Origin of the sequence: Microseira wollei NIES-4236 (genome assembly GCF_020521235.1) — a bacterium.
GTDB classification, from domain to species: Bacteria; Cyanobacteriota; Cyanobacteriia; order Cyanobacteriales; family Aerosakkonemataceae; genus Microseira; species Microseira wollei.
Genome location: NZ_BLAY01000087.1, coordinates 14,677 through 32,973, shown reverse-complemented (window position 1 = coordinate 32,973; position 18,297 = coordinate 14,677). Strand labels below are relative to the sequence as shown.

Annotated in this window: 15 protein-coding genes; 9 read left to right on the top strand and 6 right to left on the bottom strand. The window is 44.9% G+C overall.

Translation table 11 applies throughout. The annotated features are described in order from the left end of the window. Nucleotides 1-8: 8 nt before the first annotated feature. From MiSe_RS26255 to MiSe_RS26245, 3 genes are all read right to left on the bottom strand, one after another. On the bottom strand, nt 9-2,819 hold the full coding sequence (locus tag MiSe_RS26255; RefSeq protein WP_226586161.1) for an ATP-binding protein: 2,811 nt from the start codon (nt 2,817-2,819) through the stop codon (nt 9-11). A gap of 404 nt (nt 2,820-3,223) precedes the next feature. Further along, nucleotides 3,224-4,324: a precorrin-8X methylmutase gene (locus MiSe_RS26250; RefSeq protein ID WP_226586160.1), complete on the bottom strand. Its 1,101-nt coding sequence runs from the start codon at nt 4,322-4,324 to the stop codon at nt 3,224-3,226. Between the two features lie 184 nt (nt 4,325-4,508). Continuing rightward, nucleotides 4,509-4,703: a heavy-metal-associated domain-containing protein gene (locus MiSe_RS26245; protein ID WP_226586159.1), complete on the bottom strand. Its 195-nt coding sequence runs from the start codon at nt 4,701-4,703 to the stop codon at nt 4,509-4,511. A gap of 157 nt (nt 4,704-4,860) precedes the next feature. On the opposite strand from MiSe_RS26245, the gene MiSe_RS26240 reads away from it, so the two are divergent. From MiSe_RS26240 to MiSe_RS26200, 9 genes are all read left to right on the top strand, one after another. Continuing rightward, on the top strand, nt 4,861-6,825 hold the full coding sequence (locus tag MiSe_RS26240; RefSeq protein ID WP_226586158.1) for a heavy metal translocating P-type ATPase: 1,965 nt from the start codon (nt 4,861-4,863) through the stop codon (nt 6,823-6,825). 328 nt (nt 6,826-7,153) lie between these two features. After that, on the top strand, nt 7,154-7,855 hold the full coding sequence (locus tag MiSe_RS26235) for a COP23 domain-containing protein (RefSeq protein ID WP_226586157.1): 702 nt from the start codon (nt 7,154-7,156) through the stop codon (nt 7,853-7,855). Between the two features lie 253 nt (nt 7,856-8,108). After that, complete coding sequence (locus MiSe_RS26230) at nt 8,109-8,999, top strand: S1C family serine protease (RefSeq protein WP_226586156.1); 891 nt, start codon at nt 8,109-8,111, stop codon at nt 8,997-8,999. A 102-nt stretch (nt 9,000-9,101) separates the two neighbouring features. Further along, entirely contained in the window at nt 9,102-9,563 is a 462-nt protein-coding gene (locus MiSe_RS26225; RefSeq protein WP_226586155.1) for an ABA4-like family protein, read from the top strand. A gap of 251 nt (nt 9,564-9,814) precedes the next feature. Beyond that, on the top strand, nt 9,815-10,585 hold the full coding sequence (locus MiSe_RS26220; protein WP_226586154.1) for a TspO-related membrane protein: 771 nt from the start codon (nt 9,815-9,817) through the stop codon (nt 10,583-10,585). A gap of 82 nt (nt 10,586-10,667) precedes the next feature. After that, a complete protein-coding gene (locus MiSe_RS26215; protein ID WP_226586153.1) occupies nt 10,668-11,270 on the top strand; it encodes a CDP-alcohol phosphatidyltransferase family protein in 603 nt (200 codons plus the stop codon). Nucleotides 11,271-12,209: 939 nt separating this feature from the next. Further along, nucleotides 12,210-12,842, top strand: coding sequence for a DUF1287 domain-containing protein (locus MiSe_RS26210; protein WP_444980553.1), 633 nt, complete (start codon nt 12,210-12,212; stop codon nt 12,840-12,842). A gap of 296 nt (nt 12,843-13,138) precedes the next feature. Then, entirely contained in the window at nt 13,139-14,134 is a 996-nt protein-coding gene (locus MiSe_RS26205; protein WP_226586151.1) for an RNA ligase, read from the top strand. Nucleotides 14,135-14,209: 75 nt separating this feature from the next. After that, a complete protein-coding gene (locus MiSe_RS26200; RefSeq protein ID WP_226586150.1) occupies nt 14,210-15,295 on the top strand; it encodes a nucleotidyltransferase domain-containing protein in 1,086 nt (361 codons plus the stop codon). A 53-nt stretch (nt 15,296-15,348) separates the two neighbouring features. On the opposite strand, the gene MiSe_RS26195 is transcribed toward MiSe_RS26200, so the two are convergent. The 3 genes from MiSe_RS26195 to MiSe_RS26185 all read right to left on the bottom strand — a co-directional run bounded on the left by MiSe_RS26195 (nt 15,349) and on the right by MiSe_RS26185 (nt 18,101). Next, nucleotides 15,349-15,561: a hypothetical protein gene (locus tag MiSe_RS26195; RefSeq protein WP_226586149.1), complete on the bottom strand. Its 213-nt coding sequence runs from the start codon at nt 15,559-15,561 to the stop codon at nt 15,349-15,351. A 340-nt stretch (nt 15,562-15,901) separates the two neighbouring features. Next, a complete protein-coding gene (locus tag MiSe_RS26190) occupies nt 15,902-17,506 on the bottom strand; it encodes a peptidoglycan-binding domain-containing protein (protein ID WP_226586148.1) in 1,605 nt (534 codons plus the stop codon). Nucleotides 17,507-17,930: 424 nt separating this feature from the next. Further along, the gene (locus tag MiSe_RS26185; protein WP_226586147.1) at nt 17,931-18,101 is read right to left on the bottom strand and encodes a hypothetical protein; all 171 of its coding nucleotides are present in this window, start codon (nt 18,099-18,101) and stop codon (nt 17,931-17,933) included. Nucleotides 18,102-18,297: the final 196 nt, after the last annotated feature.

Genomic DNA, 18,297 nt, shown 5'->3' with positions numbered 1-18,297 from the left:
TACGTTAGCTAGCGGTCTTCTGATATTAAAGCCAAAATCTTGTCGTAGTCGAAGTTATCTAGACAACATTGAATGGCAAGAGCCAGGGGTGCATTTTCGGTCTGAATTTGGTCTAAAATGCTTGCGATCTCTCTCATATCCACATTCTCTATAGCTTGTTTCAGGTTATTCACCCATTCCGTCGGCAGTGCCTCCATTGCCTCTCGTGTCAGTAGTTTTTCTTCATCTTCTCTCACTTTAACCGATTTTTCTACCGTTGAATCTTCATAGATATAATCCACGCCGATATGTTTGTGCATTAACTCAAAAATATCTGCTTCCCGGAAGGGTTTTCGCAGAAAATCATCGCAACCCGCTGATAGCACAACGGCTCTTTCTTCCTCTAAAACGCTCGCAGTCAAAGCAATAACAGCAGTCGCTTGACCTTTAGTCGTGCTTTTTATATGTTTGGTCGCCTCGTAGCCATCCATTACCGGCATTCGCATATCCATCCAAATTAAGTGCGGTGACCATTCGTCCCAAATTGCGATCGCTTCTTTGCCATTACTCGCTTCTTTCAGTTCAAAACCGAGGGGATTGAGTAATTTAATCAGCAATTGGCGATTAAGCGATTTGTCATCCACAATCAAAATCCGATATTGAGGTTGATTTGGCTCAAGAGCAATCACTCGCCTTGTTGTTTTTTGGCTTTCAACTTCGACCGCATCAGCAAGGCTAACCTGAATATCGAATTTGAAAATTGTTCCAACTCCCACTGTGGAACTCACCGTTATTTCACCCCCCATTAACTCCACGAATTTGCGGCTAATGGGCAATCCTAAACCCGTCCCTTCTTGAGCTTGTTTTCCCGTTTCTGTTTGCACAAAGGCTTCAAAAAGACTATCTAATTCTTCCGGGGCAATCCCAAAACCAGTATCTTCCACTTCAAAAGATAAGTTCGTAGTAGGGACTTGGGTCCCTGAGCTTGCACTGAAGTGCTTACTACGAACAAGTCCTACTCTCACCGATACGCCGCCTTCTTCAGTAAATTTGATAGCGTTACTAATCAGGTTAATTAAAACTTGTCGCAATTTGACTTCATCAGTGCGGATGTATCGCGGCACATCGGGGGTATGTTCGACTAATAACTGCAATCCTTTGTCTTCTGCTTTGAGGCGGAACATATCTTCTATATCGGAAAGCAGGCGGATTAAATCAAAGTTTTTTTCGTTGAGGGTTGTCCGTCCAGCTTCGATTTTCGATAAGTCTAATACGTTGTTAATTAAGGTGAGTAAATGTTCGCCGCTGCGGTTAATAATGCTGACGTTTTCTAGCTGGTCTTTAGCCAAACTTTGGCTGCGTATCATCAGTTGAGAAAAGCCGATAATGGCATTTAGAGGAGAGCGCAATTCGTGGCTCATATTGGCAAGAAATGTGCTTTTAGCTTGGTTGGCAACTTCGGCTTTTTCTTTGGCAATTTCTAACTCAGCCGTTCTTGCTTTAACTTTTTGCTCTAAGGTTTCAAAAGATTCTTGCAACTGGTGCGCCATGGTGTTAAATGAATTGGCAAGTTCTCCCACTTCATCGCCGCGGTTAATTTCTACTGTTTTATCCCAGTCTCCTTTGGCGATATTTTTAGCGGCAGCATTCAAGCGTAAAATTGGCTGTGTAACCCAACTAGCGGTCAAAATACCGACAATTATCGCTAGCAACAATGCGGCAATACATAGTAAAATAGTGGTGCGGGTATTGGCGTTAATTTGCTCCATAAAGTCTGCTTCTGGAATTACCACAACAATTAACCAGTCAATACCCAGACTATCTTTCAGAGGTGCGATCTGGATAAATTTGGGTTTTCCCGCAATCGTCGCTATGAATTGTTCGTCGCTGTTAATTTCTGCTAAATTGCTGTGGCGTTGCGTCAAGTACTTTGCCGTAGCTTGAATCAACGGTACGCGACTTTCTCTAGCTGCAATTCTGGCTTTTACTTTACCACCTTCATCGCGCAAAAAAGGTTCTTCTTCTGTGGAAGATGCAACAATTAACCCGGTTCTCTCGATGATAAATGTTGTCCCAGACTTACCGATTTTCAAACCTTTGAGAAACTTGCCGATATGCGTGAGGACAAAATCAACTCCGATGACTCCCCGCAAGGAAGTAGGTTGATTTGTAATTGATTTGTAGATTGGTTGAGCTAAAGTAATCTTCAGTCTTGGTTCTTTAAAATCGAGATAAATATCGCTCCAGACTGACTTGCCTGCTTTTACTGCTTTTTGATACCAAGGTCTAATTCTGGGATCGTAATGCTTCCCCACGTTTAGTAATTTTGTAGGATTTCCCCAATTGTCTGCAGCGTAGCTGTGAAATTTGTTGTTGGTAACTCGACCAACTCTACTAATTTGCCAGGTGTTGTCGCTTTGAAGTCCTAGTCCGGTAAAATCTCCCTCCGCGCTACCAAAATAAATCGCAGATATGTTAACTTCATCGAATAAAAATCTTTGCTGCCAAAAGTTGGGATTTAAGTTGTTTGGATCTTGCAGATTTAATTGATTGAGCGCGATCGCATTCCCATTTATCCGATCGATCGTGCGCGGTACTGCTAGATAATTGTTGAGTTTTTGCCCAATGCGATCGCTCGTTTCCCCCATCAACTGATTCGCCAAATCGTTGACTGCTTGCTGTCCATTTTTAAATGATAGATATCCCACCAGTCCCACAGCACCAACGATTTGCAGCACAAAAGGCACAATCAAAACCGTTCTTAGCGGCAGTTTTAAAGGGGTTTTTCTAAAGATTTCTTTCAGAGGTTTAACGCGCATGGTTTGGGTGGTCTTTTTCATCAGTAAAATCTTGATGATTTGTCTTTTCTACTTCAGATACACCCATTTTTTGCTTTAATTATTTTTGAGCTTTTTTACAATTATTTATTGTTGTTGCGATCGGCTCGTAATAATTATAATTATTATACTAAATAATTATTCTATTCGTCAAGTACAGATTCTACCTAAAATGGCTAGGACGGGCGGGACGCCCATCCCACAAGATTAATGTCATGTACGGCAGCGTCGGTTGCGTATATTTGGATTTGTAGGGGCGGGTTTTACCAACTATTCTGTGGAACCACGCGATATCTTGTTAAACCCGCCCCGACTTCTATACAATACCGATGCAACCAGACGTGATATAACCATGTTTTGTGGGGTGGGCGTCCCGCCCGCCTAATCTATTGCTGCAAAATCTGAAATTAACTCAAATAACAGTGACAATCTGGCTTTTCAATTAAAGATTCAACTAAAGCATTGAGGGCGACTGCGGCTAACAATCCACCGCCTAAAGTGCCTTCAGTGGTAATAAATGGCACGCCGGAACGGATTAACCTTCGCTTCGCAGCAGGGGCGTGACTAAAACCAATGGGCATCCCAATAATTAAAGCGGGTTGCAATCGCTTTTGTTCAATTGCGGCACAAGCAGACATTAAAACCGATGGGGCATATCCGACAACTAAAATACAACCAGGGGTGAGTTGCTCTAATTTTTCTTGCCATTGTTGATGATGCCAAAATTCCCGTTCTGCTTCGGCGGCAGTACTAATGTGGGGGTCATTAATTAAGGTTTCAACGGGACATTTGAGATGAGCTAATCTGGTTTTGTCTAAAGCTGCAAGGACGGGTGGAACGTCGGCGACGACTTGGCAATTAGTTTTGAGCGCGTGGCGGGAAGAAGCGATCGCTCCCTCTCCCACTCTGACAAACTGAATTAAACTCACGTCCCCACAAGCTAAAACTAATTGGGAAAGTAAATATATTTCTATTTCGGATCGCCCGGATAAATCGGGCAATAATTGTTGCAAAGATTCCGCAAAACTTTCGGGATGAGCGTGAGTGGCGGCGTCCAAATTATCCCATAATTTGGCTAGCTGTCCCATGCTATCTTGGGTTTCCACTTCCAAAAGTCGGAGTTGAGCGATCGCATCTGCTTGGATAATTTGACACGAGCGATCGCGTCCTAGCAATCCTTCCAATGCCGATGCAGTTTGCCGCAAATTTGTCAGCTGTTGCACAATGGCGCGATATTGTTTTTGCAGTTGCGCCATTAATTCGTCAGAGTTGCCCGTTTCGGTTTGGAGCAACTTGTGAATGTGCGATAGATGAAATCCTTGTTGTTTGAGGGCGACAATCCGCCGCAAACGCAGCACGTCCGCTTCGGTATAGAGGCGGTAGTTAGAATGCGATCGCACAGCAGATGGCAACAAACCTATTTGATGATAGTGCCGCACCATCCGGGGCGTAATATCACCGCCTACTGCCTCTGTAAGTTGTTTGATGGTGAGATATCCTGCTGACATCGCCTAATATTATTTGAGATTTTAGATTTTAGATTTGAGATTGCAGATGAGGAAGACTCTTGAAGTAGAAGTAATTTCTTCCAGAGTCTTCCCCACTCCTGCAATAGCTAATCGCTAATTGCTAATTGGTCATGGCAATATTTTCCTCCTCTACCATTAGCCATTAGCTATTAGCCATTAGCTATTAGGCTACGGTATGACCCGTTTTGACAATTGCCTCTTTTACCGCCTCTTCTGATGCAGTTGTTTCCACCGACACGGACTTCCCTTGCACATCGCCCTTAACGCTGGCAGACGAGTCAAGTTCCATCACCGCTTTAGTAATCGTGTCAATGCATCCAGTACAGGCAATTGACGGGACTTTCAGTTCGAGTGCCATACTCCGATAACCCTGAATGATAATACACTCTTGACTTTAACACTAATGTCAAGGTTTAGGGTGGTAATTGGTAATTGGTAATAGGTAATTGGCGATCGCCACGCTCCGTGACCAATTACCAATTACCCATGACCCATTACCCATTCCCAACACTGTTATGGCTCAAAATACTTTCTCTACCCGCCCACTGCAACAGCTACTCAACTCGCATCCAGACGCTTTAGCCGCTGTTATTTGCGGTGTATTCTTAATCCTGGGTTGGCTAGCACTCCACTTTAGCTGGATTGGATTGGCTTTAATACTTCTACCTGTAGCTTATGTGATTGGCGGTTACGAAAGCGCCCGCCTTGGACTGACTACCTTATTGGAAGAAAAAGAATTAGATGTAGACCTGCTAATGATTGTGGCAGCTTTAGGTGCTGCTGCATTGGGTTTGTGGCGCCGGGAATATTATCTAATAGTTGACGGTGCGGTGCTGATTTTAATTTTTGCCATCAGCGGCGCACTCGAAGGCTATGCCATGAAACGCACCGAACGCAGCATCCGCAGCCTCATGAGTTTAACACCGGATACGGCGCGGGTGATACTGCACGGACAAGAAAGGGTGCTTCCCATCGCGCAATTAAAAGTCGGCGATATCGTATTAGTTAAACCGGGAGAATTGATTCCCACGGACGGTACGATTGCCTCTGGCTACAGTACGATTAACCAAGCTTCGATTACCGGCGAATCCCTACCTGTAGAAAAGACAATCGGCGATGAAGTATTTGGCGGGACGATTAATGGCAATGGCGCGATCGCATTGCGCCTCCACAAACCCCCAACTAGCAGTTTAATCCAGCGCGTTATCCAATTAGTCCAGCAAGCTCAAACAGAAGAACCCCCCTCCCAGCAATTTCTGACCCAATTTGAGCGGGGTTATGCAAAAGTAATCGTCTTCACTGGGATACTGCTGGCAATTCTGCCACCATTCTTATGGCAATGGGATTGGGAAACAACGATTTATCGGGCGCTGATTTTCCTCGTCGTTGCCTCTCCCTGTGCGTTAATGGCAGCAATTATGCCCACGCTGCTATCGGGAATTGCCAACGGGGCGAGGCAGGGGATTTTATTCAAAAATGGCGCACAGTTAGAGAATATGGGCAGAGTGAGAGCGATCGCTTTCGATAAAACCGGCACCCTCACGACAGGACAACCGCAAGTTGTGCAAATTATCCCCGCCTCGTCTGAGCAGGGGAGCAGAGGGGAGGAAAATCGCGTATTGCAGTTAGCAGCAGCGTTGGAAGCTTATTCGGAACATCCGATTGGACAAGCGATTGTGCAAGCTGCCTTTGGCAGAAATTTAGAATTACCACCCGCTACCAACGTGCAAGCGCTTCCTGGTTTTGGGATTACAGGCGAAGTCGATGGAATTGCTTGCGCCGTCGGTAAAGCTAACGCGGCAAAAGAAAGCTCTACATCTTCTTCTCACCTGCCCCCCCGCCCACCTGCTCACCTGCTTTCAAATACCCAAAAATTAGAATCCGAAGGCAAAACCGTAGTCTGGGTACAAGCAGCGGGGGAAGTTTTGGGGATAATAGCGATTGCAGACACCCTCCGCCCCACAGCTACCCAAACCATCCAACGCTTGAAACAGCTAGGCGTCGAACAAATTATCATGCTCACCGGCGATAACAACAGTACTGCACAAAGCGTCGCCCAACAGCTCAACGTAGACCAAGTTTACGCCGAACTATTACCCGAAGATAAAGTATCCGTCATTCGCCGCTTGCAAAAGCAATATAAAACCGTCGCCATGGTAGGAGACGGCGTCAACGACGCACCCGCCCTCGCTGCTGCTACCGTCGGTATTGCAATGGGTGCAGCGGGGAGCGACATCGCCCTAGAAACCGCCGATATCGTCTTAATGGCAGATAGACTGGAAAAATTAGAGCAGGCAATCCGTCTAGGTCGTCGCTCTCAAGTTATCGTCAAACAGAATATCGCCTTCGCCCTCGGTTTTATTGTCCTGCTATTAGCCGCCAACTTCGCCGGTAATATCACCCTCCCCTTCGGTGTCATCGGACACGAGGGTTCTACAGTATTGGTAACCCTCAGCGGTTTGCGGTTATTGAGAAATTAGGGTATCGGCGGGCAGGATGCCCACCCCACAAGAGAGTTTCCAGGCTCTTGTCTGGGGAGGCGGGAGCTTCCCAGTTCTAGCTTCTAGCTCCCAGGCTCTTGCCTGGGAGCTAGCGTCTAGAGGCTCTGCCTCGTACTGGGGAGGCGGGAGCCTCCCAGTTCTAGTGCCCAGGCTCGAGCCTGGGCACTAGGTGATAGAGGCTACGCCTCGTATCGAAAAAAACTGAGGAACATTTTTCCCCATCCCCCGGTCAAATAGTACAACTGGATGAAGTGCAAACCACCCGCGCAATTTTACCCTTAAAGTAATTCCAATTCGAGGCATTTCCATGAACTTTAAATCCCTTGCTGCAATTTTAGTGTCAACTTTAGCTTTATCTGGCGCCGTTGCATCCACCGCTTCTGCACAAGTCCGCGTCGGTGAAGATGTTCGGGATGACGTTCAAGTCAGCGATACTGGTACAACATTTTATTGCGTGACTTCCGGTGGAAACTTTGCCACTATTGCCGAACGCAACGGACGCCGCACCGCCCCGATTTTTGTCTGGAGAACCAGAGAATTTGGTCGCGATTACACCCCCGAACAACGGTGCAATCTCGTAACAGAAAGATTGAATAACGCCACCGCTCAAAATGGCGGACGCTTGCGGAATTTACTGCTAACAACTGGCAGAGTGAATCGCCTTCCCGTAGTTTGTTATGTGAATAGCGATCGCACGGGTTGTAATTCCCAAAATCTCCTGTTCACTCTAGACAGTCGCAACGCTACCAATCCCGATTCAGTCCTGCAAAGGTTGCTGCAATTTGGCGTCACGGGTTCTGGCGATCCGATCGTTTCTTTTGCCCCTGGTGGTTCTACTGCTAGCACACCCAGGCTGCGACGCGGCTACTACAGTTTAAATCAAGCCGTCAATCAAGCCTTTACTGCACTTGATGATGACGAAGAAGAAACCGCCGCACCAGTTCGTCCGATTACTCCAGTTCGTCCCACCCCGATTCGTCCATCTCGTCCCGTAGATGGAGGTCTTTAAATTGATTGCAGAACTCTAACCACGCGAAGACAGTTGTAGGGACACGGCAGCCAAAATATCTCCGCCCGATCAAATAACGTTGATTTTGCCCTGTCCCTACTAATGGCTATTGTAAAAATTAGCCATTAGCAATTAGCCATTAGCCATTAGCAATTACCAATTACCAAAAGCCAATCCGGAGCATGTTAAAAATCTCCAGATTGGCTTTAAAATTTTGAAGTCAGCATTCGTGTGGGAAGGTGCAAAAGTCACCGTGAGCCTATCTTCAATTTATCTGGGTTTGGGTCAACTTTTTGCGACGGCTATCAGCAGAGTAAGAGCTTGGCATCGTAGGAAAAAGATAACAACCCTTGCTGTTACTTTTTTACTTTTTACCTCGGCATATTTGCTGTTGCATCAGCTATGCTCCCTCGCAACGCCTCCATCTAATCTCCCCGTCCAAGTCACTCAAAACCGACGCCAAGCAGGAAACTCGGTATCAGAAATTGCCAGAGAAGTAACGGTGCGAATTATTACAAATCCGGGTTCTGGTTCGGGAGCGATCGTGGGGCGCAGAGGCAATACATACACGGTTTTGACCAACGAACACGTGGTATCTGGTCGAAGTGATAATAAATACACGGTTTTAACAGCAGACGGACGCACCCATAACGGTCAGTGGATGCGCGCGCGTCAATTTGGCGATTTAGATTTAGCCATAGTGCAGTTTAACAGCAACGAGTCCTATCAAGTTGCAGAATTCGGCGACTCGAATAACCTATCGATTGGCGATGAAGTCTACGCAGCGGGATATCCCAATTGGTACTGGGTGAACTCCAACAACATCGAGGATACGCGCAATTGGGGACTGAGGGCGTATCGCCTCACCAGAGGACAGGTAGGGATGATTGCAGATCGAAGTCTCCCCAGAGGCTACCAGCTAGGATACACCAACGAAATCGAACAAGGCATGAGCGGCGGCCCAGTTTTAGACGCAAACGGACAATTAATCGGCATTAACGGACGCCTGAAATTTCCACCCCAAGGCATAGACGTGTACACCTTCGCCGACGGTAGCGTCCCTTCCCGAAAACTCTACCAGCAAATGGAAGCCTTAAGTTGGGCCATCCCCATTGCCACATTTCGGCAAATGGCACAACAATAAAGAGGATTTCAGATTGCAGATTGCAGATTGCAGATTTTAGCTTAATCTCCAATCTGCAATCTAAAATCTTAAATCTGCAATTACCAATTACCAACCCAAAGAATGATTTCTCAACTGTTCGACATCGCTAACATATTTGTATTACCTTTCTGGGCGATAATGATTCTGCTGCCCAATTGGGGAATCACCCGCAAAGTCATGGAATCTTATCTGCCATTTGTGGCACTGGCAGGATTGTACATTTATCTATTTGTGGTTGCAATTACACCCGAAACTGCTCAAGCACTATCCAGTCCGCAATTGTCCGATCTTGCCAAAGCTTTTAGCAATGAAACTGTCACCGCGACGGGGTGGGTTCACTTTTTGGTGATGGATTTATTTATCGGTCGCTGGATTTATTGGGAAGGACAAAAAACGGGAGTATTTACCACCCATTCTCTCGCATTGTGCCTATTTGCTGGTCCAATGGGATTGCTTTCTCACATCCTCACCAGTTGGATAACTCAGAAATTCTTTGCTGGTGAAAAGCAAGATTCTGTAACCCCTTCTACCAGCGCCCCATAACCTTAATCTGAGAAAGAAACCCGGTTTCCGATCAAACGCCCCCAGGCTGCAGGCCTGGGGCTACACAAACGAAGCCCGCCTTCGCGGGCTGTAAGGATTTCAGCCCGCGAAGGCGGGCTTCGTTTGTATAGCGGCACCCTTCAGGGTGCCGGATTTTGGCGAAGGTATTAGAGGAACCGGGTTTCTTGACGCTCAATTATCATAAAAAAAGGTATGATTTTGCTTATAACAGAAATCAAACATCAGGGCATATGCAAACTATAAATAATCGTTTCAACTCCGATACTATCCGGCAAGGTATAAATTTAGGCGCTATCCTTGCTGCCTTGGGAATCAACGTGTATACGAATATCAATCCCCCCAATGGCATAAATATAGGAGAAATTTCCAATACGACATTCCGCGATGTGCTAATCACCCCAGCTAACTATGCTTTTGCGATTTGGGGATTGATTTATCTGGGGTTAGTTAGCTTTGGAATTTATCAAGGATTACCAGACCAAAGACGCAATCCGCAGTTGCTGAAAATCGGATATCTGATAACTATTGCCAGTTTATGTCAGATTGCTTGGGTGTTTCTGTTTCAGTATGGATTCTTTGTGCTTTCCCTCGTAGCGATGCTGGGAATTTTAATCCCGTTGATGCTGATATATGTGCGTTTGGGAATTGGCAAAGAACGAGTAGCTAGAAATGACAAATGGTGGGTACATATTCCCCTGAGTATCTATTTTGGTTGGATTAGCGTCGCGACGATTGTGAATGTAGCGATCGCACTCTACAGCGTAAACTGGAATGGTTGGGGCATTACTCCCCAAGTGTGGACGGTAATAATGCTGGTTATCGGGGGAGCGATCGCCGCTATAATAATTGGGCAGCGTCGCGATGTCGCTTACCCGTTGGTGTTTGTCTGGGCATTCGTTGCGATCGCTATTCGCCAAATGAACATCCCGTTAATTGCCGTTACAGCAAGTGGGTTAGCATTTGTCTTATGGGTATTCCTGTTCACTAGAAACCGCAGGTAGACTTTTTAACAACTGGCACGTACTTACCCTATTTGACTCAAAACACCAGCAAAACTGGGGATATAGATACTTGTTGTCCAACATGAAAACCCCAGTTTACAGAAATTCCTCATTGCTGCAATTCCTGCCCCAATTTTTAGTTTACACTCGCTTCGCTATCAGTCCTTTACTGTTATGGGATGCGATTGATGGCAACACCAGTATTTGGTTTATCCTGGGATTTGTCTATGCTTTTTTCTCAGATATCTTCGATGGCGTCATTGCCCGTCGAATTGGCGTCAGCAATGCGAAATTGCGGCAATCTGATAGCTGGGCAGATGTGATTCTTTATTTATGTATTTGCATCAGTGCGTGGTTGGTGCATCCAGATAAAATTATCGCCTTCTCAACCCCATTAAGTTTAATCGCATTCGCCCAATTAATTTGGTGGATAGTTAATTTAGCCAAATATGGAAAACCCGCTTCCTATCACACCTATTCAGCCAAATTTTGGGGCATCACGCTGTTTATCGCCACGATTGGTTTATTTGGATTTAATTATGCTGGATTAACCCTGTGGCTGGCAATAATTGCAGGCATTATCCACACAATAGAAGAAATCGCCATGACGCTAATTATGCCCAAATGGACCCACGATGTTTTAAGTATTTTCCATGCATTGAAACTGCGTCAAATTAGTTCTTAGATAACAGTAGGTTGGGTTGAGGTAACGAAACCCAACTTACTAATGACTAAGGGGTTTCAATCCCTAGTAGGGATTTGAATAAGTTGCAACCAATTTTTTGACCAGGTTGACTGCCAGCTACAGGATTTGTTTCAATCCCTAGTAGGGATTTTAGTTAGTTGCAACGAAACTGATTACTTTACCGCTGAACTCCCTCGTCTGGTTGTTTCAATCCCTAGTAGGGATTTTAGTCAGTTGCAACCCTCGCGCACCTTTAGATCTGTAAGGGCGCTTACAGTGTTTCAATCCCTAATAGGGATTTTAGTCAGTTGCAACTCGGAAACTTACTATTTCTACAAAGGAGGATTTCAGAATGTTTCAATCCCTAATAGGTATTTTAGTCAGTTGCAACAATAATTCTCCCAGTACAGTCTCGCAGTTACCAGCTTGTTTCAATCCCTAGTAGGGATTTTAGTCAGTTGCAATCCTAGAACACCTGCGCACGGGGACACGCCAAACGCACGTTTCAATCACTAATAGGGATTTTAGTCAGTTGCAACTGGGAAAACACAGACGCTTAAAGCGATCGCTCACGAGTTTCAATCCCTAATAGGGATTTTAGTTAGTTGCAACAGCTGCATCCTGAAACGCCCGATATATTTAGTTTTCAAGGTGCATTTGCGTGAATCTAGGTTAAGTATAGCGCCAAACTGGAATTTGCACAAGCCAAAATAGCTGAAAGCCTTACGGGGTAAAGAAAATCCGAGTAGGGATTTGTTTACTCCCTTCTTGTCGGATGAATTTCTATTGAATGAACCACGAAGACGCGAAGGACACGAAGGAAGAAGGAAGAAGAAAGAAATAGATAATCTTCTAGCGGGAAGGGAGTAAATGTTAACTTATTGATAAGCAAGTGAGGATATCTTCGTGGACTTAAAAACCGCTCGCTTCACGCCTGTCATTTTGATCGTTACTTCCCTCTGCGCTGCCTGTCAAAATCCTGCCGCGTATCAGCTTACCAATCCTGCCAATCCAACTCCAGCCACAAGCTCAAATTTAACAAAAGTGTTAGTTTCGTCGCCCACAATTCGCCGGGTAATAGACAATGCGATCGCTCAAACCAAAATCACCCGTGACTACGATCCATCATACGTCCGAATTCCCTTTCCTGGCGGCGATGTACCTATGACAACGGGAGTTTGTACCGATGTCGTGATTCGAGCATTTCGAGAAGTTGATATAGATTTGCAAAAAACCGTCAATCAAGATATGCGAAAAAACTTTGCCGCCTATCCCAATAATTGGGGGTTAAAGGCACCAGATCCAAACATCGATCACCGTCGCGTTCCCAATTTAATGACCTATTTTAAACGCCAAGGTAAAGCATTACCCATCAGTCGCAATTCATCGAACTATCAACCAGGCGATATCGTCACCTGGGATTTAGGCGGCGGACAGCAACACATCGGTATCGTCAGCGATATGCGATCGCCCTCCGGTAGACTGATGATTATCCATAACATCGGTGCTGGGACTGAACTCGAAGATATTTTGTTTAATTGGCCCATTCTTGGACATTATCGCTTCTTTTGAAATCAACGCGATCCACCCACACCCACACCCACACACACACCCACACCTACACCCACACCCACACCTACACCCACACCTACACCCACACCCTTAAGGGTGTGGCTATACAAACAAAGCCCGCCTGCGCGGGCTATTAACCGAATTTGGGATAAAATTAGCTTCCAATATAGGAGCGATCGCTCTCTCCACCCTCGCCCTTGACATTTATGTAGTATGTATGTAATATAAAACTAAGCTTCTGATGCTATCTTGTTTAACGAACGGGTAAAGACTTTCTTCTACCTGGGGAGGTTTCTATGAGCAAAAATAGCTGGCGTAAGTTCAAAGCTTCCCTAGAACACAAAGGGAAAGTCTACACCCTCAAAGGTCAAATAACTATCAAGCGAGGCAAATTTCCTGGCGAAGTAGAAATCAATTCAATTAATGACATCCCCACGCAGCAAATATTGCCAGGGATGCCAGAAATACCTTATACCCATAAAATACAACATCCATTTATTTTACCGAATCGTGCGATCGCTGCCTCTTTCACACGCAAAATGGACGGTACGGCGATTCTGTTTTCGCCCTTGCAGTTGCCAGACGGTGAAATACTGGTATTCCCGCGCAAGAGAGGTATGGTGGTAATTGCGGATACGAAATGGCGATCGCTTCGCACATTAGTTAATACCGCACTAGATGACCAATTAATAGAAAGAATCGCTAAAGTTTGTCGCCAACAAAACGCCACCCTAGTGTTTGAACTCTGGGGTGCAAACAATCAACATACCGTCCAATATGACACCCCGCTGAGGTTATCTTTGCACACCATCATCAAAAATCGAAATACCACCCAACCTTGGCGACTCGTCAAACAGATAGCAGCGGCAAATTCCATTCCTATCGTTGATGAATTAGCGAGAATTTCAATGCCAAAATTAAGCGAACAAACTCTCTTACATTTCGGGCAACAATTAGTAGCCGAACAGGAAAAAGAAAACAATCCGCTGCTAGGTTTATATCGCCATGAAGGAGTTGTTTTAAATATAGAAACCCAGTCCTTGGGATTTCAATGGAAATTCAAACCCCCCTCAATGGAAGAATATCACCGCACCGCCAGAGTCAGCATCCGTCCGATTACTATCTTTCACTCTCTGTGGAAAATGGTAGATCGAGGCGAAGAAGTTTCCCTAGATACTTTAATAGAAAACATGTCTCTTGAATACGGAACTGAAGTCGTATCATACCATCAAAATCTCATTTTCCATCATTATGGCATGTGGTTATCCAAATATTATGGTTTAACCGCATAAGAATCGGTCGGCGCCGGTTTAACACCCCTATTCCAATTAGCAATTAGCAATTAGCAATTAGCCAATTAGCCAATTATGAACCGCCTAGAAATTGAAAACAGAACAATTCTGATTGCTTTGACAGGTTCTAGAGGTTACGGATTAGCAACAGAAACCTCAGATTACGACTATCGCGGTGTTTTTATTGCGAGTAAACCTTACTATCTGGGATTTGAGAAAATTGAACAAAAAGATAGAGGATGGACGGACGAACCTGGAAACTTTTCTTATTTAACTCAAGACACTTGTATCTATGAGTTGAAGAAGTTTTTGGAATTATCTGCGGATAATAACCCAAACATTCTAGAGTTGCTGTGGTTTAAAGACTACGTGCATTTAACCGAAATTGGCAGAATATTACAACAACACCGGCAAATATTTTTGTCAAAAAAAATCAAGCATACTTATGCAGGATATGGATATGCTCAAATCAAGAAATTAGAATCGCACCGCCGGTGGTTACTCGATCCGCCTCAACAAAAGCCAAAACCAGAAGATTTCGGATTAGAACCAAATCAACCCCTGGGATTGGTTGATATTAATTCATTCTTGGAATATCTGTACTTGTTGATACGCGATCGCATCCAATTCCTCTCAGAATCCGAAGAACTTTATAACCTATTGATGGCTGAAATTGACTACAAAGGAGTGTTAAAACAATACCCGCTACCAGAAGAAACGCTCGACTATACCCAAAAACTGACTAATAGCTCGAAAGACTTCATCAAACTATTGCAAAAAAGCCAAAAATATAACAGTGCTTGCAGAGAATACGACAACTACCAACAATGGAAGAAAAATCGCAACCCAGCTAGAGCAGCAATGGAAGCAAAAGTAGGTTACGATTGCAAATTTGCCATGCAAGCAATTCGGCTTTTGCGGACAGGAATTGAAATATTAGAGACAGGAAATGTGATAGTTGACCGCCAAGAAGCAGGAGATGCGATCGAGTTATTAGCCATTAAAAATGGCGATTACAGCTACGAAGCAGTGATGAAAATTGCCTCATATTTGTATAACGGACTAGATGTTGCTTATACAAAATCTACCTTACCCAGAGGAGTAGATAAAGAGGCAGTAAATCAACTGTGCATCGATTTAGTTGAACAGCAAGGATGGTAAAGTAGGGGCAGGTTTGATATCATGTCCGTTGAATTGCCCATAATAAAAAAACCTCACAGAGTCGTTGCGTAGGGACACGGCATCTGACGATATCTCGGACAAACAGATAACGTTAATAATGCCGTGTCCCGACTTCTGAGTATGGGTAATCTACCGGACATGATATGACAGGCAATTTCTGACTGTGACACATATCCTATATAAACCCGCCTCGCTGCACTCAGAAACCGGGTTTCTCTAAAGAAATCCGGTTGGGAGCATGTCAACGAGAGTAGCCGACACCCTAAAGGGTGTCGCTACACAAACAAAGCCTGCCTTCGCAGGCTTTAAAAGCTTTAGCCCGCGAAGGCGGGCTTCGTTTGTATAGCCGCACCCTTTAGGGTGTCGGCGTAAATTTACAAACCTGACATGCTCCCATCCGGTTTCTATACTCACATCTTGCAACTGCGGTTTTCTCCCGCCAGGGGTTTAAACCCCTGGCTCATAGCTGAAGTCGTCTAAAGACGACTGGAGAAAGGTGTTAGTCCACTTGAGTGGACTTTAGCTATAAGAAAAGGGAATTGATTAAGAGGCGGGTAAGCGGGTAGGCGCAAGATCTAAATATAATTAGTCATAAACGAAGTAAGTAAACCTTCCTTTTGCCGGACTCAATCCCTTCGACGCCAGACCATTGGCAAAATTGATTGCACCAGCTTGAGCAATTCGAGGATTGTTTGGTTCGCCTGGTTCGGGACGGACTACAACGATATGTCCAATTCCTCCTGGATTTTTCCAACAACCCAAAGTAGGAATTCCCTTACTTGCTGCTTCCGTTGCTGCGGTTGCACTAACTTTACGCCATCCATTTGCCGGGTTACTCAACCAGTCAAACATGGCATTTGCATCTTGCTCTTTTTCGCCAACCCAGTGAGTTAAAGGCGCGCGCAGACAACGCATAACATCCCTAGCAAATATATTGCAGCAGGTGACACCTCCGTTAGGCCAAAAACGTTTATTACCAGAATCTTCCACGTTGAAGTAGTTAATTACTGCACGAATTTGATCCGCAGAACGAGATTCTGAATCGGCAACAACAGGCATATCGGCATCTTGAATATAACGCGATCGCTGTCCAGCATTTCCGCTCCATTGTTTAGGAGTAGAATTGGATGTATTTGCGTATCTGTTGCCGAATGCAGGCGGGAAGTAAAAGCCAGCTTCTACCTCTTGTTTTTCGCTTTCAGATAAATCGCCAAACTTGACTAGCTGAGCTGCTTTAAACTTACCACCAAGCGCTGTCCAAGTCTGCGCTCCAACTTCCCCATCTACAGTAATATCGGCTTCGGTTTGAAATGCTTTAACACCCGCTTCAGTTTTAGGGCCAAAATCTCCATCTACTGTTCCTGCATTAAACCCTCTGGCATTCAAGACTTTTTGCAGTGCTTTAACATCATCTCCTTTACTGCCTCGACGCAGAATGCGGGTGAGGGTTGGTAATTCAAAGTCAGAATATACCAAATTCCACGCTTCGCCACGTTCGTCTACATCAGGAATGCGCCAAATTGACGAACCCGGAAAATTACTCAGGTAGTCTTGAAGTTCTGCTGCTATTGCCGGTTTTGGTGTATCGCTTTCGTCACCCCAAATTGGCAGAATTGGTTTAGTCAACCCTAGCCGCTTGTGTGCATCCAAACAATCCTTAACTTCTTCTGAAGTGGTTGGCTTGAAAGTGAATTTCTCAAAATAGATTTGAGGTAAAGCAATATCGCAATACCTATCCAACATTTTCCAAGGAACATTAGGATGCAATCCAGGATGTCCGAAACTGGTATATCCCAGGGTTCCTTCCTTAACTAAAGGACGCAGAGTAGCAAGAAGCTTTTCTACATTTGGGTGAGTGCTTCTGTCCTCAACTTCCTTTTCCAAATCCAGGATATACCCATCAAGTCCCCAGGCAAGCGCTTGCTTAACTTTAGCTACCTGCTCATCAACATCAGAAGTTCCGTAGTGATACCCCCATCCATAAACTTGAATCCCAAGCAATTGGAATTGTTGCACGATTTCAGCAGAACATTGCCAATCCCAAAATGTGGGTTGCAGTTTCCCTTGGAATTTACCATCAAAGACTTTGAGATAAACTCGCTTAACTTGGCGTTCAACTAGCTTATCCAGATAATCGCTGCGAATTTTTGACAAATTCCAAATCCAAACTCCACGAGTGCGATCGCTCATGTGAATACTCCTATTCCATATACTTAAATAACCACCGATAAGCCCTTGGCCTTTCAGTACCTGTAGCGTTTAACTCTACAATAGATAGAGCCAACAGCATTCAGGTTTGTTCCCCACAATTGGCTAGACTTATTTTTCAATTTAGCCAATTCACTTCTCTATGAATTTAACTTTTGCAGAAAGCTTGTTGCCAGTCGCTTATTTCTGTGACACACGAGTGTGGTAGCTTGTAATACGCAACTCAAAAGGGTGAGTTGAAAAAATTTTTTTAATGTTAAATCCGAGATTTTGGCATTAATAAATCAGCAACTCCCGCAGTCGGCACTTTGGCTGCGGGAGTTGCGTTACGGGGGTAGGATGCGATATGCCGACCGCAGGCGCAAGGAACGCGCGCAGCAGCGCAACAGTCGTGCGATATCATCTGCTACTTTGTTTGTTGCTCTTTCAATTCAAAGTACTCGCGCAGCAGGCTTTCTAACCCCTCGCTGTAATCTAATCCATTGTCGATGCAGTAGATTTTGAACTTTCTGAGCAAGTCTTGCGGTATTAACCCCCTGACCATGCCGTAATTAGGATCTTTCTTCTTGTCGGTCACAGTAGCGACGTGTTGATGTAGCAACTACCGATCCATTATTTCACTTTCCCTTTGTGAATCGATTTTGTTGCTATGTTGCAGGGTTGCAACTTTATGCTATAGTACTACCAGCAACATAAAAAGCGCCGCGCCGAGGGTGAACCAGACCCAAAGCGCGACTTTACCACCTACAGGTGTACCTACAGGAGGCACATAA

What these genes read in the sequence shown, in the direction of transcription:
- MiSe_RS26255 (WP_226586161.1), bottom strand. Translation starts at nt 2,819, where the DNA reads ATGAAAAAGACCACCCAAACCATGCGCGTTAAACCTCTGAAAGAAATC.
- MiSe_RS26250 (WP_226586160.1), bottom strand. Translation starts at nt 4,324, where the DNA reads ATGTCAGCAGGATATCTCACCATCAAACAACTTACAGAGGCAGTAGGC.
- MiSe_RS26245 (WP_226586159.1), bottom strand. Translation starts at nt 4,703, where the DNA reads ATGGCACTCGAACTGAAAGTCCCGTCAATTGCCTGTACTGGATGCATT.
- MiSe_RS26240 (WP_226586158.1), top strand. Translation starts at nt 4,861, where the DNA reads ATGGCTCAAAATACTTTCTCTACCCGCCCACTGCAACAGCTACTCAAC.
- MiSe_RS26235 (WP_226586157.1), top strand. Translation starts at nt 7,154, where the DNA reads ATGAACTTTAAATCCCTTGCTGCAATTTTAGTGTCAACTTTAGCTTTA.
- MiSe_RS26225 (WP_226586155.1), top strand. Translation starts at nt 9,102, where the DNA reads ATGATTTCTCAACTGTTCGACATCGCTAACATATTTGTATTACCTTTC.
- MiSe_RS26220 (WP_226586154.1), top strand. Translation starts at nt 9,815, where the DNA reads ATGCAAACTATAAATAATCGTTTCAACTCCGATACTATCCGGCAAGGT.
- MiSe_RS26215 (WP_226586153.1), top strand. Translation starts at nt 10,668, where the DNA reads ATGAAAACCCCAGTTTACAGAAATTCCTCATTGCTGCAATTCCTGCCC.
- MiSe_RS26205 (WP_226586151.1), top strand. Translation starts at nt 13,139, where the DNA reads ATGAGCAAAAATAGCTGGCGTAAGTTCAAAGCTTCCCTAGAACACAAA.
- MiSe_RS26200 (WP_226586150.1), top strand. Translation starts at nt 14,210, where the DNA reads ATGAACCGCCTAGAAATTGAAAACAGAACAATTCTGATTGCTTTGACA.
- MiSe_RS26190 (WP_226586148.1), bottom strand. Translation starts at nt 17,506, where the DNA reads ATGAGCGATCGCACTCGTGGAGTTTGGATTTGGAATTTGTCAAAAATT.